The sequence below is a fragment of the Chloroflexota bacterium genome, from assembly GCA_026708035.1.
GTDB lineage: Bacteria > Chloroflexota > UBA11872 > UBA11872 > UBA11872 > JAJECS01.
Window position 1 is genome coordinate 172,625 of record JAPOVQ010000025.1, and the last position, 20,733, is coordinate 193,357.

The 20,733-nt window shown below is 66.7% G+C and carries 15 protein-coding genes and 1 tRNA gene; 13 read left to right on the top strand and 3 right to left on the bottom strand.

The features are described 5' to 3' along the window. Positions 1-4: 4 nt before the first annotated feature. The 7 genes from OXG33_10915 (at position 5) to glnT (ending at position 8,419) form a co-directional block, all read left to right on the top strand. Positions 5-289, top strand: coding sequence for a sarcosine oxidase subunit delta (locus OXG33_10915; protein MCY4114432.1), 285 nt, complete (start codon positions 5-7; stop codon positions 287-289). Continuing rightward, complete coding sequence (locus OXG33_10920; GenBank protein MCY4114433.1) at positions 286-3,186, top strand: 2Fe-2S iron-sulfur cluster-binding protein; 2,901 nt, start codon at positions 286-288, stop codon at positions 3,184-3,186. The genes OXG33_10915 and OXG33_10920 overlap by 4 nt, the downstream gene beginning before the upstream one ends. A 23-nt stretch (positions 3,187-3,209) precedes the next feature. Then, positions 3,210-3,881 (top strand): sarcosine oxidase, encoded by a 672-nt coding sequence (locus tag OXG33_10925; protein ID MCY4114434.1) that lies wholly within the window; start codon positions 3,210-3,212, stop codon positions 3,879-3,881. A 56-nt stretch (positions 3,882-3,937) separates the two neighbouring features. Continuing rightward, positions 3,938-4,837 carry a glutamine amidotransferase family protein gene (locus tag OXG33_10930; protein ID MCY4114435.1) on the top strand — a complete coding sequence of 300 codons (900 nt, stop codon included), beginning with the start codon at positions 3,938-3,940 and terminating at the stop codon, positions 4,835-4,837. Positions 4,838-4,841: 4 nt separating this feature from the next. Then, the gene (locus OXG33_10935) at positions 4,842-5,525 is read left to right on the top strand and encodes a protein glxC (GenBank protein MCY4114436.1); all 684 of its coding nucleotides are present in this window, start codon (positions 4,842-4,844) and stop codon (positions 5,523-5,525) included. Beyond that, complete coding sequence (locus OXG33_10940; protein ID MCY4114437.1) at positions 5,525-6,856, top strand: FMN-binding glutamate synthase family protein; 1,332 nt, start codon at positions 5,525-5,527, stop codon at positions 6,854-6,856. Before OXG33_10935 ends, OXG33_10940 begins: the two co-directional genes overlap by 1 nt. Positions 6,857-7,114: 258 nt before the next feature. Next, the gene (gene glnT, locus OXG33_10945; protein MCY4114438.1) at positions 7,115-8,419 is read left to right on the top strand and encodes a type III glutamate--ammonia ligase; all 1,305 of its coding nucleotides are present in this window, start codon (positions 7,115-7,117) and stop codon (positions 8,417-8,419) included. A 156-nt stretch (positions 8,420-8,575) separates the two neighbouring features. Here glnT and OXG33_10950 read toward each other — a convergent pair whose 3' ends face one another. After that, complete coding sequence (locus OXG33_10950; protein ID MCY4114439.1) at positions 8,576-10,342, bottom strand: family 10 glycosylhydrolase; 1,767 nt, start codon at positions 10,340-10,342, stop codon at positions 8,576-8,578. Beyond that, positions 10,335-11,240 (bottom strand): dihydrodipicolinate synthase family protein, encoded by a 906-nt coding sequence (locus OXG33_10955; protein ID MCY4114440.1) that lies wholly within the window; start codon positions 11,238-11,240, stop codon positions 10,335-10,337. The genes OXG33_10950 and OXG33_10955 overlap by 8 nt, the downstream gene beginning before the upstream one ends. Before the next feature lie 310 nt (positions 11,241-11,550). Here OXG33_10955 and OXG33_10960 point away from each other — a divergent pair, with 310 nt between their 5' ends. The 6 genes from OXG33_10960 (at position 11,551) to OXG33_10985 (ending at position 19,408) form a co-directional block, all read left to right on the top strand. Then, entirely contained in the window at positions 11,551-12,342 is a 792-nt protein-coding gene (locus OXG33_10960; GenBank protein ID MCY4114441.1) for a sugar phosphate isomerase/epimerase, read from the top strand. 85 nt (positions 12,343-12,427) lie between these two features. After that, a tRNA-Gly gene (locus OXG33_10965) sits at positions 12,428-12,500 on the top strand. 321 nt (positions 12,501-12,821) lie between these two features. Next, the gene (locus OXG33_10970; protein ID MCY4114442.1) at positions 12,822-13,748 is read left to right on the top strand and encodes an alpha/beta hydrolase; all 927 of its coding nucleotides are present in this window, start codon (positions 12,822-12,824) and stop codon (positions 13,746-13,748) included. 571 nt (positions 13,749-14,319) lie between these two features. Next, positions 14,320-17,433, top strand: coding sequence for an insulinase family protein (locus OXG33_10975; GenBank protein MCY4114443.1), 3,114 nt, complete (start codon positions 14,320-14,322; stop codon positions 17,431-17,433). 152 nt (positions 17,434-17,585) lie between these two features. After that, positions 17,586-18,272: a hypothetical protein gene (locus tag OXG33_10980; protein ID MCY4114444.1), complete on the top strand. Its 687-nt coding sequence runs from the start codon at positions 17,586-17,588 to the stop codon at positions 18,270-18,272. Further along, positions 18,173-19,408, top strand: coding sequence for a hypothetical protein (locus OXG33_10985; GenBank protein MCY4114445.1), 1,236 nt, complete (start codon positions 18,173-18,175; stop codon positions 19,406-19,408). The genes OXG33_10980 and OXG33_10985 overlap by 100 nt, the downstream gene beginning before the upstream one ends. 213 nt (positions 19,409-19,621) lie before the next feature. Here the strand turns inward: OXG33_10985 and OXG33_10990 are convergent, their stop codons facing one another. After that, entirely contained in the window at positions 19,622-20,662 is a 1,041-nt protein-coding gene (locus tag OXG33_10990; protein ID MCY4114446.1) for a Gfo/Idh/MocA family oxidoreductase, read from the bottom strand. Positions 20,663-20,733 lie beyond the last annotated feature (71 nt).

The following is a 20,733-nucleotide window of genomic DNA, read 5'->3' on the forward strand; positions in this document are numbered from 1 at the left end:
GCGCATGAAGATCATGCCGTGTCCGCTCAACGGGCCGCGAAACATCCAGGAGTTCACGTGCGGCGGCGAGGTGGTCGTGCCGCCGGAGCCCGACCGCGCCGACGCCGCCACTTGGGCCGACTATCTCTTCCTGCACGACAGCGCCGCCGGAATCGTGCGCGAGTGGTGGTATCACGTGCCCACGAGCTTCTGGTTCATCGCCGACCGCAACACGGTCACCGATGAGATCGTGCGCACCTTCCTGCCGCGCGAGCTCTTCGGCACCAACGCTCGGTCGGACCAGCCATGACGCGCGAGCGTCTGCCGCCTCCGGCCGGCAGCCGGATCGACCGTGCCCAGCCCGTGATGTTCGAGTTCGAGGGGCGTGCCTACACCGGCTACGCCGGCGACACCATCGCCAGCGCACTGGCCGCGAACGGCGTGTGGTGCCTGTCGCGTTCCTTCAAGCTGCATCGCCCGCGGGGGTCGTTTGGGTTCGCCGGTGACGAGGCCGGATCGCTGGTCCAACTCGAAACCGAGCCCAACGTCCAGGCCGACACGCGCCTCATCGAGCCCGGCATGCGGGTGCAGGCGCAGAACACCATCGGCGGTCTCGATAGGGATTGGGCGGCCCTGCTGGGGCGCTTCGAGCGCTTCTTGCCCGTGGGCTTCTACTACAAGGCCTTCTACAAGCCGCGCGGCGTCTGGAACTGGTGGGAGAAGGTCATTCGCCGCACGGCCGGCCTCGGGCGGGTCGATCGCGGGTGGGAGCCCGAATACTTCGACAAGGCTTACGCAAACTGCGACGTCGCGGTCATCGGCGGCGGCGCGGCGGGTCTGTCTGCCGCTGCCGCGTGCGGCGCCGAGGGGTTGGACGTGCTGCTCGTCGAGCGCGAGCCCGAGCTAGGCGGATGGCTCACCTACGGGCGGCTGGGACCGGGCGACAGCGCCCTCGATGACTTGCGCGGGCGCGTTCAAGCCCTGCCATCGGTGCGAGTGATGACGTCCGCGACCTGCACCGGCTGGTACGGCGGCGACTGGCTGGCCGTGGCGCAGGGCAATCGACTGCACAAGGTCCGAGCCAAGGCCGTCATCGCCTGCACCGGCGGCACGAGCCAGCCGTCCGTCTTTCGCAACAACGACCTGCCGGGCATCGTGTCGGCTACGGCGGTACAGCGCCTTCTCCGGCATCACGGCGTGCGGCCCGGCCGCCGCGCCGTGGTGCTGACGGCCGGAGACGAAGGCTACGCCGCGGCGCTCGACCTGGCCGAGAACGGGACCGACGTGGCCGCCGTGGTCGACTGCCGCCCGGAGCCGCCGGCCGGCCCAATGGCCTCCCAGGCCGAAGCCCGCGGACATCGAATTCTGTCCGGCCACACCCTGCGCGAGGCCTGGCGCGACTCGCAGCGCTTGCAGATCGGCGGCTTGCTGGTCACGCCCGTCACGGGACCCGTCGCATGCGCCGCCGACGGAGAACGCATCGACTGCGACCTGCTGGTGGTCGCCGTGGGCGTGTCGCCCGCTGGAGGCCTTTTGGCGCAGGCGGGCGCCAAGTTCCGCCCCAACGGGCGCGGGGCCGTGCCGCGTCTGGCATCCCTGCCGGACCACGCATTCGCCGCGGGCGTCGTGGCAGGGGCGGCGACGGTGGAAGAGGCTTACGCGCAAGGCGAACAGGCCGCCCAGGCGGCCGCGGCAGACCTGTCAGGCTCCGCCACCGATGCCCGTTCGATCCCCGCGCGACCAGATTCCGATGAACCCACCGCGTCGTGGCCGGTTTTTCCGCACCCGGACGGCCACGAGTTCGTCGACCTCGACGAGGACGTGACCATTCGGGAAATCGAAGACGCCCTGGCGGAGGGCTACGAGGACATTGAGCTTCTCAAGCGCTACTCGACCGTCGGCATGGGCCCGAGCCAGGGCCGCCTCTCGGCGATCGCGACGGCCGCCGTCACGGCAGCGGCTCGCGAAACCACCTCGGCTGAAGTCGGCGCCACGACCAACCGGCCCCCGGCCTACCCCACGCGCTTCGGCCTATTCGCCGGCCGAGGATTCCAACCGGTGCGGCACACGCCGATGCACGGATGGCACGTCGGCGCGGGCGCCCAGATGATGACCGCCGGACTCTGGATGCGACCGGCCTACTACGGGCGTCCAGATCAGCGCGCCGATGCAATTGCCGACGAGGTCTTGGCGGTGCGCCGCGCCGCGGGCCTGATCGACGTCTCCACGCTCGGCGGCTTCGAGATCCGCGGTCCCGACGCGCTGGAATTCCTCGAGCGCGCCTATACCCCCTCGTTCCGCCGTCTGCGGGTGGGCCGCACCCGCTACGCGCTGTTGACCGATGAGCAAGGCGTCGTCGTGGACGACGGCGTGGCGGCGAGGCTGGGACCCGACCACTACTACGTGACGGCCAGCACGTCCGGTGCGGAGCAACTCTATCCCCTGCTGCTCTGGTACCAGGCGCAGTGGCAGCTCGACGTCGATATCGCCGATGTCACGCCGGCCTACGGCGCCATCAACATCGCCGGACCCAAGGCTCGCCGGGTGCTGGAGAAGCTGGGGACTGACATCGATCTATCGCCCGAGGCATGCCCCTACCTTGCGGCACGCACCGGCGCGCTGGCGGGGGTGGACGTGCGTCTGCTGCGGATCGGCTTCGTGGGGGAGCTGGGCTACGAGATCCACCCGCCCGCGTCCCTGAGCCTCGGGCTGTGGGAGGCGCTGATCGACGCCGGCCGCGAGCACGGCATCCGGCCATTCGGCGTGGAGGCCCAGCGCGTGCTGCGGCTCGAAAAAGGGCACCTCATCGTCACCCAGGACACCGACGGCCTCACCCATCCGCACGAGGTCGACCTGGGGTGGGCGCTGGGCCGCCGCAAGCCCTTCTACATCGGCAAGCGCTCGATCGAGATCCTGCGCGAAAAGGGCCTTTCCCGCCGGCTCGTCGGTTACGCAGTGCCCGACCGCGCTGCGTCGGTTCCCGAGGAAGGCCACCTCGTGGTGCGAGAGGGCGAGATCACGGGTCGCGTCACGTCGTCGGCGTGGTCGCCGGTCCTCGATCGGGCCATCGGGCTCGCCTTCGTGGCGCCCGATCAGGCCAAGGTCGGCAGCAGCATCACAATCAAGGTGGCGGGGGGACGGCTGGTCGAGGCCGAGATCGCGCGGCTGCCGTTCTACGACCCCGACAACACCAGGCAGGCCATGTAGCCGTGATCGAGCCACGCAGCCCTGTGCATGACGCCGTTCAAACCGCCGGAGGCACGATTGCCGAGCACGCCGGTGTGACCGTTGTGACCGACTTCGGCGATCTCGAAGGGGAAATCGCCGCGGCTCAACGGCTGGGCCTGGCCGACCTCTCGCCGCTGCCGCGCGTGGGTTTCCGGGGACCCGGCGCCCGCGAGTGGCTATCCGCGCGGGGTGTCGACCTGCCTGACGAACCCAACTGCGCGCGCGTCCAGCCGGACGGCGCGATTGCGGTCACGCGCTCGTGGACCGAGGTGCTGGTGCTCGGGGCAATTCACGGCGCCGACAGCCTCTGTGCGCGCCTCGAAGCGGGCGCGGCGGACGCCGGCCGCGCTCGCGCCTATTCGCTGCCGCGCTTTGACGGCTTGTTCTGGTTCGCGCTCACGGGCGCCTCAGCCGCCGACTGCCTGGCCAAGGGGTGCGGCGTCGACATGCGCCAGTCGGCCTTCCCGTCGGGCTCGGTGGCGCAGACGTCGCTCGCTCGACTCAATGCAGTCATCGTGCGCGTCGACCTGGGCGAAACGCCGCTGTTCCACCTGCTCGGGGACAGCGCGTCAGGCGAGTACGCCTGGGGCTCGCTCCTCGATGCGATGCAGGAGTTTGGCGGCAGGCCCGTGGGACTGCGTGCGCTGCACGCGCTGGCCGGTGAATTCGAGTAGCATCGCGGGTTGCGCGGCGGCCCGTCCGGGCCGAACCTGATCGGGACCTTCGCCCCATGTGCGGGATCGTTGGGTTGTTCCTCAAGCAGGAATCGCTTGAGTCCTCGCTGGGCGAATGGCTAGAGCCCATGCTCGTGGCCATGGCCGACCGCGGCCCCGACAGCGCCGGGTTCGCGATCTACCACAATCCCGCCCCCGACGGCGCGCTCAAGCTCACCCTCTATCACCCCGAAACCGGCTTTAACTGGGAGACAATTGCGGAAGGTCTCGGCACGGCGTTCGTGGGGAGTGTCGATCTGCAGGTGCGCGTGACGCATGCCGTGATCGTGGTCAACGCCACCGAAGACGAGGCGCGCGCCTGGCTGCGACGGCACTTTCCCGACGTGCGCATCACCAGCGTCGGCGCCGAGATTGAAATCTATAAGGAAAAGGGTCTTCCTGACGACGTGGCCCAGAGCTACGCCATCGGCCAAATGACCGGTTCGCACGCCCTGGCGCATACCCGCATGGCAACCGAGAGCGCCGTGACCACCGAGCACTCGCACCCCTTCTCGACCGGACGCGACCTGTGCCTGGTGCACAACGGCTCGCTGTCCAACCACAACCGGCTGCGCAGCGAGCTCGAACGCCACGGCATGATCTTTCAGACCGACAACGACAGCGAGGTCGCCGCCGGCTATCTCACGCATCGCATGGCGGAGGGCGCATCGCTGGAAGAGGCGCTCGAATCCAGCCTGGAAGATCTCGACGGCTTTTTCACGTTTGCCATCGGCACGCGCGACGGCTTCGCCGTGCTTCGCGACGGCATCGCCTGCAAGCCTGCGGTGCTGGCCGAGACCGACCAATGGGTGGCCATGGCGTCCGAGTACCGCTCCATCGCCCACCTGCCGGGGGCCGCGGGCGCGCGGATCTGGGAGCCTGCGCCGGCAACCGTCTACGCCTGGTCGCGCAACTGACCGGATGATCACCGTCGATCTCAATCGCGTTGACATCCGCGAGCTGAATCAACGCCTGCACGATCTGAACGGCGACGACGGGCGGACCCCGTGGCGCATCGTCGGCACGGACGGACGGCACTCGATTGCCGTGGGCCTCAACGCGCCGTTGACGGTGTCCATCGAAGGTCACGTGGGCTACTACTGCGCCGGCATGAATCAGCACGCCGACGTCACGGTGAACGGACATGCCGGACCGGGCCTGGCCGAGAACATGATGTCCGGCGCCGTGCGCGTCACCGGCAACGCCAGCCAAGGGGCCGGCGCCTCGGCGCACGGCGGCCTGCTGGTGATCGAGGGCGACGCCAGCTCCCGCTGCGGCATCTCGCTCAAGGGCGGCGACATCGTCGTGGGCGGCTCCGTCGGCCACATGAGCGCGTTCATGGCGCAGGCGGGCCGCCTGGTCGTATGCGGCGATGCCGGCGCCGGACTCGGCGACTCGATCTATGAGGCCGAGCTGTACGTCGCCGGATCGGTCGGAGGGCTGGGCGCGGACTGCGTGGAGAAGGATATGACCGACGACCACCGCTCCCGTCTCGCCGAGCTCCTGTGCCGCGCCGGCGTCGACGCCGATGCGGGGTCGTTCCGCCGCTACGGCTCGGCCCGCACGCTCTATAACTTTCACGTGGACCACGCGGGGGCCTATTGATGGCTGAACTGCCCGATCCCGCCGGCCTGCGCGAGTCCGCCACGTTTCCGCCCGAGACGATCGCCGAGATCCAGCGCGCGGCGTCCGAGGGGCTCTACGACATTCGCGGCTGGGGCGCCAAGCGGCGGCTTCCCACCTTTGACGACCTTCTCTTGCTGGGCGCCTCGCTGTCGCGCTACCCGCTGGAGGGCTATCGCGAGCGCTGCGACACCAACGTGACCCTGGGCACGCGCTTTGCCAAGCAGCCGATCGAGCTCAAGATTCCCGTCACCATCGCCGGGATGAGCTTCGGGTCGCTCAGCGCCAACGCCAAGGAGGCGCTCGGCCTGGCCGCCACCGAGATGGGCACCAGCACCACCACCGGCGACGGCGGCATGACCGACGAGGAACGCGTGGCGTCAAAGACGCTGGTCTACCAGGTGCTGCCGTCGCGCTACGGCCTAAATCCCGATGACCTGCGCCGCGCCGACGCCATCGAGATTGTCGTCGGCCAGGGCGCCAAGCCGGGCGGCGGCGGCATGCTGCTCGGGCTGAAGGTGAGCGACCGCGTGGCCGACATGCGCACGCTGCCGGCGGGCATCGACCAGCGCAGCGCCAGCCGGCATCCCGACTGGACCGGCCCCGACGACCTGACGATCAAGATCCGCGAGCTGCGCGAGATCACCGACTGGCAGAAGCCGATCTACGTGAAGATGGCGGCCACGCGCGTGCAATATGACGTCCAGCTGGCGGTCAAGGCCGGCGCGGACGTGATCGTTCTGGACGGCATGCAGGGCGGCACCGGCGCGACGCAGGACGTCTTCATCGAGCACGTGGGCATCCCGACCCTGCCGGCGGTTCGACAGGCCACCGACACGCTGCAAGAGCTGGGCATGCATCGCAAAGTGCAGCTGGTGGTGTCGGGCGGGATTCGCAGCGGGGCCGACGTGGCCAAGGCGCTGGCGCTCGGCGCGGACGCGGTGTCCATCGGCGTCGCCGCGCTCATTGCGCTCAACTGCAACCGCCCGCTGTACCTGGAGGACTACGCGGCGCTGGGCACCGCTCCCGGCTACTGTCACCACTGCCAGACCGGCCGCTGCCCGGTGGGCGTCACGACCCAGGATCCGGAGCTCGAGGCTCGGCTGGAGCCGAAGGCCGCGGCGCGGCGGGTGCGCAACTACCTGTCGACCATGGTGCTCGAAGCCCAAACCTTGGCGCGAGCCTGCGGCAAGTCGCACATGCTCAATCTCGAGCCGGAAGACCTCGTGGCGCTGACCCCCGAGGCCGCGGCCATGGCCCGCGTGCCGCTGGCCGGCACGAATTGGATTCCAGGGCTCGGAGCCTCAGACTAACCGCGTCCAGTCCAGGTGCCCGGCGGTAGTGCATCACTCGACTCATCGCCGGACAATCCTTCGCGTAGTCGCTCGCGTCCGATCTCCTCTCCCTCGACGGGAGAGGGCCAGGGTGACGGTGCCGAGGCGTGGGGTGTCCGCTGCACACGTGCCGATGGAAACAGCAGAGCCCTCCACCGGTCCGGCACCGGGCGCGCGTTTCGCGCTACCGTAAGCCTCGATATCCGGCCCGGCGCGTCTACGGAGATGGAGCATCGAATGGACCACGATCTGGCGGCCATGGTTCGCGACAAGGGCATCAAATATCTGCTCTTCAGCTTCACCGATCTGTTCGGCGTCATGCGCTCGAAGCTCGTGCCGGCCCATGCCGTCGAGGAGATGCAGGACGAGGGCGCCGGTTTCGCCGGCTTCGCCGCTCACCTCGACATGACGCCGGCCGATCCCGACCTGTGGGCCGTCCCCGATCCCGCCAGCCTCATCCAACTGCCGTGGGAACCCGAGCTCGGCTGGGTCGCGACCAACCTCGTGATGAACGATGCGCCGGTCGGCCATGCGCCGCGTGTGGTGCTCAGCCAAGCGATCGAGGCCGCCAAGGCCCGTGGATTCCAGCTGAAGTCGGGCGTTGAGTGCGAGTTTTTCATCCTTGAGGCGGACGGCTCGGGCATCGCGGACGGGCAGGACACCCAGGACAAACCCTGCTACGACCAGATGGCGCTGTTGCGACGCTACGAGCTCATCCGCGAGATCTGCGACGTGATGAACGAGCTTGGCTGGGGGCCGTATCAAAACGACCACGAGGACGCCAACGGCCAGTTCGAGATGAACTGGACCTACAGCGACGCGCTCACCACCGCCGACCGCCACGCCTTCTTCAAGTTCATGGTCCGTCACCTGGCCGAGAAGCACGGCTTGCGCGCCACCTTCATGCCCAAGCCGTTCACCCAGCTCACTGGGAGCGGCTGCCATGTCCACTTCTCGCTGTGGGACGCGGCGGGCGACACCAACGTATTCCTGGATGAAACCGAGGAGATGGGCCTCTCCGAGACGGCCTATCACTTCCTGGGCGGGGTGCTGCACGCCGCGCCGGCCCTGTGCGCCGTCACCAATCCCACGGTCAACAGCTACAAGCGCCTGAACGCGCCGACCACCACCTCCGGCTCGACGTGGGCGCCCAACGCGATCAGCTACGCCGGCAACAACCGCACGCACATGGTGCGCATTCCCGACGCCGGCCGGCTCGAGACGCGTCTGCCCGACGGCGCCGCCAATCCCTATCTGCTGCAGGCCGCTCTGCTGGCCGCGGGGCTGGACGGCATCGAGCAGCGGCGCGACCCGGGCGAACGTCTCGACAACAACATGTACGAAGCCGGAGCGGACGTCGACATCCCCCGGCTGCCGTTGAACCTGCTCGACGCGCTGCGGAACCTCGATGGCAGCCAGGAGATGCGCGCCGGGCTGGGCGATGAGCTGGTGAGCAGCTACGTGAGCCTGAAGATGGCCAATTGGCACGACTTCATGGGGCACACCAGCGAGTGGGAGCGCGCCAACACGCTGGACATCTAGGAATTCGCTCGCCAGACCCCTCCGTCACTCCGGCGAAGGCCGGAATCCAGTCCGGTCGAATCTGGAAGCGCACCGGATGCATGTCGTCGGGCGGGTCTCAGACCCGCCCCTACACCACTTCTTCAGGCCTTTCATGGATTCTGCCGGGTCTCCGCTTTAGCCCGGCGTCACGTAGTCCAGGTTCCAGTCGCCAAGGGTTCGCAGCGGCGCGACAGGCGGGTCGATGTTCGGTTCGCCCGCGGCTCGCCAGGCGTCGATTTCCTCGCGGTGCCCCAGTCGGCGCAACGCGTTCCACATGGCGCCGTAGTGGGCCCGACCACCGCCGCCCGCCGCGTCCCAGAAGAACATGTGCTCCGCCCCGGCGTCATAGATGTCCGCGGCCCGGCGGCGCAGGTCGCCTGGGGGCATGTGCCGCGGCATCACGTTCGGCGCCAGCGTGACCGGCGTTCCCCGCACGAGATCCGCGAAGAACCGCAGCGAGGCCGGGTCGGTCCAGGCCGGCGTCGTGCTGTCGAGGTTCGGCTCGGAGGTATAGGGAATGATCGTGTCGACCAGGCCCTGCGCCACCCACTGACGCAGGTCGATGGCGTTCTCCAGGTTCTCGGCGTCGCTGCTCAGCACCACCGCCGACACGTGGAACGGTTCCGAACGCCCCTGAGCGGCGGCGGTCTCGTCCAGCATTTGCCGCACCTCGCGCATGAACTGGGTCAGGACCTCGGCGCGAAAGTGCAGCCAGCGCGGATCCAGGGGATCCAGCGCGCGAGGGTCCTGACCGAATCGCCGCTTGAATTCCTCGACGAGGGGCGGCTCGTACTCGACCAGCGGCGGACGGCGGCAGTACAGCAGGCATACGCCGTCGATCGGGCGCCGGCACATCTCGCGTAATAGCCCGACCACGTTCGCGCGCACTTCGGGATAGGTGTAGGCCAGGCGAGGCGTTAGCCCACCCTCGCGGTTGACGCCGCGCCACTCCGGGTGGCGCTCGTAGACGCTGTTGCCCCAGTTGAAGTGGTCGTAGGGCGGCGGAAAGCGGAATCCCGCCACGCGGTAGGCCGCGTGCACCTCCAGGCCGATCTCGTGCGCGTACGCGGCCGCCACGTCGAACGGATCGATGTCCTGCTCGCGCAGCACGCGGCGGCTCTCGACGTGCAAGCGGTCGAAGACTCGGGCGAAGTCGCCCAACCCGTCGAAGGTGGCTTCGCGCCCCAGTTCGGTGTGGGAAAACATCAAGTCGCCGCGACCGACCTCCCAGTAGAGCCGTGAGAAGTCGGTGTCGCGGTAGGGCTCGATCTCGCGCTGGATGTCGCGCGCCGAGGTGAGGCGCCAGAGGCCCAGGGGACCGTTGGCGTCCTGGTGTGCGAACAACCGCCGCGTGTCGCGCCGCGCGTGGTCCGCCTCGACGCTGGCAATCTCGGAGGCGCCCAGCGGCACCAGCTTGACATAAGCCACCCGCGCCGCCCCGCACTGCACGGAGCCGGGTCCGTCGCCGGGCGCCATCCGCGCCGTGACTTGGCCGAGGACCAGCGTGCGCCCGGTCAGGTCGGCGGCCTTCCAATACATCTCGACCAGCGACTCGGGGGTCCTGCGGTCCGGTGGCAGCTTCAGCAGCGTGGGCACGGTCTCGTCGCTCAGTCGGACCTCCAGTTCGAGGCCGCCGCCTTCCTCGACCGTGCGCGCGGGCATCACGCCGATCGATACCGAATGCCAGCCGTCGACATCGAGCGGCACGTGGATATCCGGCGCCGCCGTCTCCGGCCCCGCCAGGAGCATCACGCCGTCGAAGCCGCCGGCCGTGTAGCTGAGCGTGCGCCAGTGCTTGCGCTGGGGCGTGGGCGACAGCGCGTCCGCCGGGCGGCACCGTGACAGATCGGTCAGGTAGATCGACTCCGCGGTCAACGCGCAATCGGCAATGCCCTCACGCATTGGGCAGCGGCCACTCCAGCCCTTCGAGGAATTCGCGCAGCGCCGCCATCTCCGCGTCGCTCGGATTCGGCGCGGGCGAGCGGCGCCAGCGCGGCGCCGTGCCGAACAGCTCCGGCAGGGCGTGCCGCACCAGCCCGTCCCAGCCGCAGGTGGTCGCCGCGGCATAGTCGCGCAGCGGCAGCTCCCAGCGCGTCACGAGCCGCCAGGCAATCGCTAAATCGTTCGCGCGAATGGCCGCCCAGTAGTCGAACGCCGGGTCAGGAAGACTGCACACGAAGTAGTCGAGCCACGCTGGGCACCACTCGTGGGACGCCAGGATATGGTGTCGCCTGAGGCCGCCGCCGCCGGCCACCGTCCAGCGGTCGCCCCAGCGCATGCCCATCTCATGCGCGTAGTCAAGCGACGCGTCCTCCTTGAAGGCGCAGACCCCCGGCACGGACGCGAGGGCTTCGCAGGTGGCGAACGGCACGTCGCCCACCAGCATCACCGGAATCTCGTCGGCGACCGCCGTGTAGTAAGCGGCCAGCGATTCCGGCGTGCCCGGCATGGCGATGGGGGGCCGCACCATGTACAGGTCGAACCCCATCTCGCGCACGCGGCGTCCAAACTCGACGCACTTCGGCAGCCCCCACATGTTGTCGCAGGCCACGGTCAAGGCTCGGCCCGCCACGTCACGCGCCACTGCGGCATGCACGTCGGTCACCTCGTCGTCGGTGAGCAGCGACATGAGGCTGTTGCCCCAGGTGAGCATCACCACGCCGCAGCCCGCGTCCAGCGACCGATCGATCATGCGCGTCAGCGCGGCGTAGTCGATCCGCCCGTCTTCGCTGAACGCCACCGGGACCGAGTTGATCGGCCCGCGCAACCGCTCGCGAATCTCGGACTGCCGCGAATTCACGCGACGAACATCCGTTGCCTCCCGTCGGCGGCAGCCGCCGGGGCAGCATGAGAGCGGTTCATGAGAAGCACTGTACGCCCTGGTCGACCCGGCCGGCACTCGGCGCCGCGCGCGGCGTCTCGCAGGAGCGGCGGCTGCTAGGTAGACTCATGCCCCATGACGCTTCTGCCCTCGTTTTCAAGCGCACTGCGCGTTTGTGAATGCTCCGATCCGGCTTGTCCGTGATGGGTAGTGGCATGGTCCCGAGCGGGTCGCTTCGCGCCGGCAACCTGAAGCCGGAATGCTCTGCCCGACACGGAGCGCCGCTCCGATGAAGCTGGCCTGCATGACCAGCGTGTTCGCCGGCGATCCCATCGAGACGGCCGTCGTCAAAATCGCCGAGGCCGGCTATCGCTTCGTGGAGCTATCTTCGGTCCATTGCGACTACAACACCATGACCAATGCACTGATCGACAACGTGGCGCACGAGATTTCCCGCACCGGCCTGGAGGTCGTGGCCTACTACCCGGCCGACGCCGAGGAGAACTGGACCCGCATGCCGCGCATGTTCGAGGTCGCGTCCCGGCTCGGAGCGAGCCGCGTGGTGGCGGAATGCGCCAATCTCAGCAAGGCCCGCGAGCTCGAGCCGCTGTGCCAGAAGTTCCAGATCGATCTCGCCATCGCCAACCAGTGGCCCTACCCCTTCGGCCGCCCGTCGGACTACTCGGGGCTGAACGGCTCGGTCGGTTCGCGCATCGGCGCGGGTCCGGACACCGGATGGTTCGCGGCGGGCGGTCAGGACCCCGCCGAGCTGTTTGATATTGCCGGCGACCGCATCAAGGTGGTGCACCTCAAGGACGTGGCCGCGGAGGGCGAATACTGCCCGGTGGACCTGGGCGACGGCGTCGCCCCGTTGGCGCCGTTCATGGCGGGTCTCGCCGAGCAGGGTTTCGAAGGCCCACTGACCGTCGCGCGCGATCCCGGCATGCGTATCACGTTCGATATCGGGATCTTCGGCGACGCCACCTATGAAGTGCACGAGGAAGCCGTGCCGGACGACGAGGTCATGCAATCGCTGCGCCAGGCGCGGACCTGGGCGTTGGAGCACGGCGCGGTCGAGTAGCGCCCCCGAAGCTTCGGCTTCCGCCGGCTCATCGAATCGCCCGCCATTGCCCCGACTCCGCCGCCGCCCGATAATTCAAGCATCGGCGGGGGTAGCTCAGTTGGCAGAGCGCTAGCCTTCCAAGCTGGATGTCGCGGGTTCGAGCCCCGTCCCCCGCTCCTAACGGGCGTAGATCGGCGACTTCGGCCAGGCTGTGGCGCTTCGCGATGGCTTGGCGGCGCCGTGCTGGGCTACTCAGTTGTCTGCGAGTCGCAGTTCCTGTTCAGCGCACTCTGCGACCGCTCATCGCGCGTCCGGTCTGTGCTAAAAGTGGCTTTGGCGACCTAAGTTGAGGTTGCCCTGACGGTGAATTCCCGATGTTTCCGCAGACGACGCCGGCTCGTCGACGCCAACGCGGCTCTGGCGGTCGGGTTCGTCCATAGCTGGATCCGCCCATTGATTCTGGCGTCCATGTTCGCTCGAGCAGGAGGGAGCCTACCGTGAAAGGGTCTCTCGCAGCCGTCTGGGAGATTCCAAAGCCGTTGTCGGTTCATCCAGTCCAGGTGGACGACGACGCCGTGATCATGCTGCGACGCCACGGAAACCCGGATGGCCCCAGGCTGGTGCTGAGCCACGGTAACGGCCTTGCCATTGACCTCTACTATGCGTTTTGGTCGCTTCTGAGCCGCGATTTCGACTTGCTTGTCCACGACCTGCGGAATCACGGTTGGAACAACGTCGGCGCCCAGTCGGACCACCGCGTCGGCACCTTTGCACGAGACCACGACCGCATTCGTGAGGCGATCGGCCGTCGCTATGGCGAGAAACCGACCGTTGGCGTGTTTCACTCCATTTCAGCCCTGGCATGCCTTCATGCGCCGTCGCGGGGAGACGGCTACTCCGCCTTGGTGCTATTCGCCCCGCCCCTCTGCAACCGTGGCTCCAAGTACCGGGCGTTCGAATCGCGGGCAAAGAGCACAGCCGACATGCTCAGGCGGAGGACACAATGGTTCCGGTCCAGGGAAGAGCTGGCGGAACTTCATACCTATTTGCCCTATTTTCGGCGGGCCGTTCCGGGAGTCTTCGAACTTGTGGCAAGAACGACCCTCAAGAAGTCTGCGACCGGCCAGGGGTTTGAGCTCCGCTGTCCCGCCGAGTTCGAGGCGCAGATCTGGGACCATGCCTCAACGTATGCGGTGACCGTCGATTTCGGCGCCATGCGGTGTCCGGTCAAGACCGTAGCCGCAGACCCCGCCGCAGAGGAGCCGAGCGACCCGTCGTTCGACTACGGGAACGCGGACGTGGACCATGAGTTCATTCCCGACACGACACATTTCCTGCAACTCGAAAAACCGCAGGAGTGTGCGGTGGCCGTGCGGAGGTTTCTGACGCAGGTGGGAATCCTGGAGAATCAACTGTCTCCGTGAGACCCACTTCCCCCACTTCGTAGCTACGGATGCCCCATGACCGTGGAAGGACCCCAGGAATCGAATTGCTTACTCCCACGTGATCCACGGGTCATTTGAACGCATGGCCTCAGCGAATACGGAACCTTCGCTCGGCAAGCTGGAGTACTCGCACCTCAATGGACGCTGAAAGGCGTGCAACCGGATGCAACTAGCCGGATGCGTCTCCCAGACGCGTCCGATGCCGGCCACGGGACGACGACCAGTCAGCCGTTGCCGCGGCTCGGACGACTGCACCGCGTCGACCGCGAACCGGACCAAGACTTACCGAGAAAGCGCCGACAATCCGGCAAGGTTGACGTGGTCCGAATGCTCGGCCCCAATCTCTTGAGGTCACATGCACGCGTCGGCGTGGAAATGAGTCTCCTCCGAGGGAACACCTTGCCGAATGGAGACACCGTCGCGGTAGCGGGCCGTCCTGCTACGATCGCGCGCCGTCGAGGCTTGTCCCGTGGCGAATGCCGCGGGCAAAGCTTCCGGAAGACGGAATAGTGCCGGCGAGCGGCGGAATAGACACTTCAAAGTGAGATCCATGCGGCCACCTCTGAACCTGTCGGCGATTATTTCCGCGGTCGCGCTGTTCGCGGTCGTGTTGACGGCCTGCGGCGACGAGGTTCCACCCGCCCCGGATCCGACGCCCACCGCCACCGCCACGCCCGTGGCCGTCGCACCAACGCCGACACCAACTCCTGAGCCCACGCCCACGCCGACACCCGAACCAACAGCCACGCCGACGCCGGACCCCACCCCAACACCAACGCCGGAGCCCACGCCCACGCCGACGCCTGAACCGACACCCACGCCCACGCCCGAGCCCACGCCTACCCCAGAGCCGACGCCAACGCCTACGCCTGAGCCCACGCCCGCGGTTGCCGTGCCTTCCGGCCCGGACGCGCCGCTGGCCTTCGATCCCAGCGTGGTTCGGGGCACCTTGAGCAACGGCCTGGTCTACTACATCCGGCACAACGACGAGCCGCGCGAGCGGGCTCACATCTCGCTGATCGTGAAGGCTGGTTCGATTCTCGAAGAAGAGGATCAGCGCGGGCTGGCGCACTTCGTCGAACACATGGCATTCAACGGCACCGAGCGCTTCGCCAAGCAGGAAATCGTCGAGTACCTGGAGTCCATCGGCAGCAATTTCGGACCCGACGTGAACGCGTCAACGGGATTCGACGTCACCCAGTATTTCGTCGAGATCCCCACTGACGATCTGGAGATTCTCGAGAAGGCGTTTCAGATTCTCAGCGACTGGGCCTTCGCTATCACCTTTGCGCCGGACGAAGTGGAGCTCGAGCGCGGCGTGATCCTGGAAGAGTGGCGCTTGTTTCGGGGGTTCGGCGCGCGTTTTCAGGACAACTGGTTTCCGCTGATTTTCGGCGACTCGCGCTATAACGAGCGCAGCCCCATTGGGCTGCCCGAAGTCTTTGAAAACGCTCCCCCAGAGCGGCTGGTGGACTTCTACCAGTCTTGGTATCGGCCTGACCTGATGGCCGTGATCGCCGTGGGCGACTTCGACACCGAGGCGATCGAAGCCAAGGTGCGGCAATACTTCGCGCCGCCGCCGGAGGGCGAGGCTGGCCAGGCGGCGGCCGCCATCGGACCGCCGACCGATCGGCCGCGATACGGCGTGCCCGAGCACGACGAGCCGCGGGTCAACGTGTTCAGCGACCCCGAGGCGCCCGGTACGCAGATGTTCCTGGTGCGAAAGCTCCCGCCCGAGTCGGGCGACGACCTGGCGGCGCTTCGGCGCATTGTGGTGGAGCGCCTGGCGTTCATGATGCTCAACGCCCGGCTATTCGAGCGCGGACAGGTCGATGATCCTCCCTATCTCGGGGCCAATGCCCTGCGGGGAGGATTCATCCAGCCGGTGGACCTGGTGCAGTTCGCGGCCTGGGTGGAGCAGGATGGCGTCGAGGCCGGGTTCGCGGCGCTGCTCGAAGAGACGCAGCGCGCTCGACAGCACGGGTTTACCGAAAGCGAATTGGCGCGTGAGAAGTCCAATCTGCTGAGCGAAGTTGAGCGTGTCTACAAGGAGCGAGATCAGCGGGAGTCGGTCAATCTTTCCCAGGAGTACGCCGATCACTTTTTGAACGGGACACCGGTTCCCGGGATCGAGGTTGAGTGGGCCCTCTACCAGGCGCTGCTGCCCGAGATTTCCCTGGCGGATGTCGACGCCGTGGCCGCAACCTGGAGCGAGCCCGGAAATACGGTGCTCCTGGTGATGCGACCCGAGGGAAGCGGCGACAAGTCGGACGAGGACTTGGAAACCGAGCTGCAGGCAAGGCTTGCGTCAGCCGACACGCTCGAGGTCGATCCCTACGAGGACGAGGTGGCCGACGTGCCGCTCATGGCCACCATCCCGACGGCGGGCAGCATTACCAGCGAAGAGGCCATCGAGTCCATCGATGCCGTCAAGTGGACGCTGTCCAACGGGATCACCGTGATCGCCAAGCAGACCGACTTCAAGAATGACGAAATCGTGTTTAGCGCCTTCAGTCCGGGCGGGCATTCACTGGTGGACGACGCCGACCACGTCTCCGCCACCTACGCGGCTGCCGTGGTTTCGGGCAGCGGTGTGGGGCCGCACGACAACGTGGCCCTGGACAAGCTGCTCGCCGGTAAGCGGGTTTCCGTTTCGCCCTACATCAGCGAGCTCTATGAGGGCTTCAACGGCAGCTCGTCGCCGGAAGACATCGAAACGCTGTTTCAGTTGATCAGCCTCTATGCCACCGCGCCCAGACTGGACCCGGTGTACTTCTCAAACTTCGAGACCAGCCTGCGCAGCTCCGCCGAGACCCGCGCCGACCAACCGGACGCGGTGTTCTCCGACTCGCTGAACACGGTGTTCAGTCAGGGTCACTTCCGCCGGCGCCCGCTCACTCTCGAGCTGCTGGACGAACTTAGCCTGGAACGCGCGGAAGCGGTCTACGCCGACCGGTTTGCGGACTTGGGCGACGCCACCTTCGTGTTCGTCGGCGCCTTCGACTGGGAAACCCTGCGTTCGTTGACGGAAACATATGTGGCCAGTCTGCCGACCGCTGGGCGCGTCGAGCAGTGGCGCGACGTAGGGGTCGAGCGACCGTCAGGGCTGGAGGAGCACGTCGTCCGCATCGGCATCGAGCCTCGGAGCCGGACGGCGGTGGTGTTCGCCGGCGGCATGGAGTGGAGCCGCCAGGAGGCGCTCACGCTCACGCTGGTGGGCGAGATGCTCCAGATCCGTCTGCGCGAGAGTTTGCGAGAGGCGCTCGGCGGCACCTACAGCGTCGGCGCGATCACCAGAGTCACCCGGTTTCCGGAACCGGAGTTCTTGCTCTATGCCATTTTCGGCAGCGACCCCGCCCGTGCGGACGAGCTCTTTGACGCGGTCTTCGAGGAGATCGCCTGGCTGCGCGACGGCGGCGAGCAAGACTACCTGGACACGGCCAAGGAACTGCTGCGTACGCCCCGCGAGGAGCAGCTGCGCGACAACAGCTTCTGGCGTGGCCAAATCCAGGCCGTCGTGCAGCGGGATGGGGAGTTCTCAGGGATCCTCGACTTCGAAGAACGGCTGGATGCCGTGACCTTGGAGCAGGTCTCAGCCGCGGCCCGGCTCTACCTCACCGACGACCGCTACCTGCGGGTGCTGCTGCTCCCCGAAGAGGGCTAGGTCGCCGGGGATTGGCGGGTCGTGGCGGCTGTACGCGGAGGCGGCGTCAACGTCGATGATCGGCGTGCCGAGAGTCTTGCCTGAGCCGAGCCAGATGCATTTCCTAGGGTCCCCCTATACTCGCGGGTCGTCGCGGTAGGCCACGACAGAGGGTGGGCGCCGAGCGCGGAGTGATGCGGCTGTGCCTGACCGCGACGACTCTCGCGCTGGTCTTGGCGTTCACACCCGCCGCAAGCGCCCTTGAGTGCGACGGCATCCCCCTCGACGGCGGTTGCCTCTTTACCATCACCGGCGGCGACACGACGTACCCCTATGACGGCTACGCCGTCACCAACGCCGACGACGTGCCGCTGTGGGACTTTGTGAAGCTTCGCGACCTTGGCGCGCTGGGCTATCCCATCAGCCAGCGCTGGGTCGATGGTCCCTTCACCTTGCAGGCGTTCCAAAAGGTCATCCTGCAGTGGGACTCGGGCCGGCGCCGGATGAACTACTACAACACGCTCGACAACCTGGCCAATCGCTTCCCCGAAATCGAGCTACCGTTCGTGCCCGCCCACCAGGTGTTGGAGGCGGATCGAGGCGCCGACTTCCAAACGATCACTCAAAACCATTTGGCGCTTCTGGACCAAAACGAGGCGATCAAGGATCGCTTTCTAGCCGAGCCCGATTGGCTCAATCTCTACGCCTGCCCATCCGCTACGAGGAGCGTGAAGTCAACGGTAACCCGCAGGGCGTTCAGATGTTGCGCACCCAGCGGGCGGTGTTCGTCATCTGGAATGTGCCGGCGCCGGGCACGACGGTCGGGCGCGTCATCCTGCAAAACCTGCCCGACAAATTGAAGCGGCTGCAGAACGTGATTATTCCCGATGCCGCCGAGATTCCGGCGACGACTTGCCAACTCGCGGCCTTGCCCACACTCACGATCTCCTCACCGGTGTCTGCAAGCGCCGATTGGGCGATGTCCGACCGGGATATCCTCATCGCCCTGTATCACGCGACCGGCGGAGCAAACTGGAAGACCAAGGACCATTGGCTCGACGACGTCCCGATCGGCTCGTGGTACGGAGTTACGACTGACGACGCGGGAGCGGTGGTCGAGGTAGACCTCCACGGCAACAATCTGACCGGGGAGGTGCCGCACGAGCTGGGATGCCTCGCGGGGCTCACGAGTCTCAGGCTCGGCGGAAACACTCTCCGCGGCGAAATCCCCGCTGAGCTCGGGAATCTGGGTCGATTGAAGGTGCTGCATCTCGATGTCAATCAATTGTCCGGCCCTATACCGCGGCAGTTGGGCAACCTCTTCCAACTTACCGAACTGAGACTTGCGTATAACTACCTCCACGGTCGAATTCCAACGCAATTGGGCCGTCTGGTGCGTCTTGAGGAATTGGATCTCGGTCACAATTTCTTGAGTGGAGCGATTCCCGCCGAGCTTGGGCGGCTGACCGGTGTAGTCGCCCTGGACCTGAGCCGGAATGAGTTGAGCGGAGCGATCCCGGCCGAGCTTTCAAACCTGAGGTATCTTTCGCGACTGGAACTTGACGACAATGATCTTGCTGGATCGATACCGCGACAGATCGGGAGGTTGAACAGGCTTTACCGGCTATATCTGAGCGGCAACGGTCTGATGTTTGGTTGCCTGCCGGGCCATTGGACGTACATAACCTTTACAGACGTGAATCTTCTGAATCTTGCATTCTGCTTGGGCTCAGGAATCGACCCCGAACAGGGCGATCCGGAATGCCATAAGGGAATGGTTGTCGTAAGAGGCGAAGGATGTGTCATTACCATCGTTTGGAAGCACTTTTTCGTTGATATCTGGGGAGTCGCCCATATAGACGATGTGCGGTCGGAATCTTCTTTTGGTCTCGGCGGGGTGATTGGAGTAATTCACTATCGGATTAGTGCGGAAATGCAGAGCGATGGCAATTGGATTATCAAGCGGTTCTGCTCAGGTAGCTGCGACGACGACTAGCTCAATCGAGAGGCGGAAGCAGTTGGAGCAACGCGCATCACACTGCTGTCGTTCAGAACTCTCCGCTCGTTTAGTGGCACGGCCCCGCACAGAGTCGCGGCCGCATGCGAGCGCTACCGGCGAGTCGTGCTGCTTCCCGAAGAGGACGGGTAGCCTGCTCGGACCACAAGGACCTTGGATCGACCGCATCGGGCCGGCTCAGCCGGCCTGATCTTAGCCGAACTCGCCTAGTCGTACGGTGCGGCCTTCCTCACTGCTTCTGACGGCGGCGAAGGCAGTCTTGATCGAATTCAGATTGTCGCGGCCGTAGGTCAGAGGCTCGCGGCCTTCCGTGACCGCGGTCATCATCTCGGCCATGCTGCCGCCGAATGCGTCCGGGAACCACCGGCCCTCGATTGGGAAACGCACCCGGCGGTCGGGCGCGTCCTTGCGGGAGACCTCCACCCACTGTTGCGTACCCACGATCGAACCCTCGACCCCATCCAGGTACCAGGTGTCGGAGTGAGCCGCCGGACTGGGCGCGATGTTGTTGAAGTGCTCGGTGCACAACACGTCGCCGCCGTCGAAGTGCATGAGCAGCGAGTGGCACAGCGGTGATACCGCGCGCTGCCCCGGGACCACGGCGGTCGCGCAGCTCACGGCGTCGGGCGAACGCCCGGTGAAATAGCGAGCCAGATCGATGTAGTGGACGCCGTGGTCCACGAGGTTGAAGTCCTTCAGGTGGCGCCACCAGCGGTCCGAGTGGTCCTGCCAGGACCTCCGCACGTGGGCCACGCTGTAGAGCGGGCCGCAGACGCCGCGGTCGACCAGCACCTTGATGGCCCGATGGGCCGGCGCCCAGCGGGCCTGCTGGTTGACCATCAGCGGCACGCCTGCCTGCTCGGCGCTGCGGACCATCTGCTTGGCGGAGGCCCAATCCAGGGCGAGAGGCTTCTGCGAGAGAATCGGTTTGCCCGCCGCCGCGATCTTGGGGAGGACCTCCGGCCGCACGTTGGCGTGCACGGCCAGGTCCACCACCTCGACCTCTGGATCGTGGAGCAGCTCGTCCAGCTTCGTACTGCCCCGTGGAACGCCCCAGCGACTGCAGGTCGATGCGACCGCTCCGGAATCAATGTCCATGCAGGCGACTACGTCGTAGCCGAAGTCGCGGTAGGCGGGCAGATGGGCCGAATTGGCGATGGCGCCGCAGCCCACGAGGCCGATCTTGAGCTGCTTACCGGTGGGCGGCTCGGGCGCGTAGTCCTCAGATTTCAAGTCAAGCTCATCGAGGCGCATATCAAGCCATCGTCAGGTGAGGCACAACCCGGCGTACCGTGCCACGGCGG

Coding starts and splice junctions, on each gene's coding strand:
- OXG33_10950 (MCY4114439.1), bottom strand. CDS start 10,342: ATGCGTGAGGGCATTGCCGATTGCGCGTTGACCGCGGAGTCGATCTAC.
- OXG33_10935 (MCY4114436.1), top strand. CDS start 4,842: ATGATCACCGTCGATCTCAATCGCGTTGACATCCGCGAGCTGAATCAA.
- OXG33_10975 (MCY4114443.1), top strand. CDS start 14,320: ATGCGGCCACCTCTGAACCTGTCGGCGATTATTTCCGCGGTCGCGCTG.
- OXG33_10985 (MCY4114445.1), top strand. CDS start 18,173: ATGTTGCGCACCCAGCGGGCGGTGTTCGTCATCTGGAATGTGCCGGCG.
- glnT (MCY4114438.1), top strand. CDS start 7,115: ATGGACCACGATCTGGCGGCCATGGTTCGCGACAAGGGCATCAAATAT.
- OXG33_10940 (MCY4114437.1), top strand. CDS start 5,525: ATGGCTGAACTGCCCGATCCCGCCGGCCTGCGCGAGTCCGCCACGTTT.
- OXG33_10960 (MCY4114441.1), top strand. CDS start 11,551: ATGAAGCTGGCCTGCATGACCAGCGTGTTCGCCGGCGATCCCATCGAG.
- OXG33_10920 (MCY4114433.1), top strand. CDS start 286: ATGACGCGCGAGCGTCTGCCGCCTCCGGCCGGCAGCCGGATCGACCGT.
- OXG33_10930 (MCY4114435.1), top strand. CDS start 3,938: ATGTGCGGGATCGTTGGGTTGTTCCTCAAGCAGGAATCGCTTGAGTCC.
- OXG33_10915 (MCY4114432.1), top strand. CDS start 5: ATGAAGATCATGCCGTGTCCGCTCAACGGGCCGCGAAACATCCAGGAG.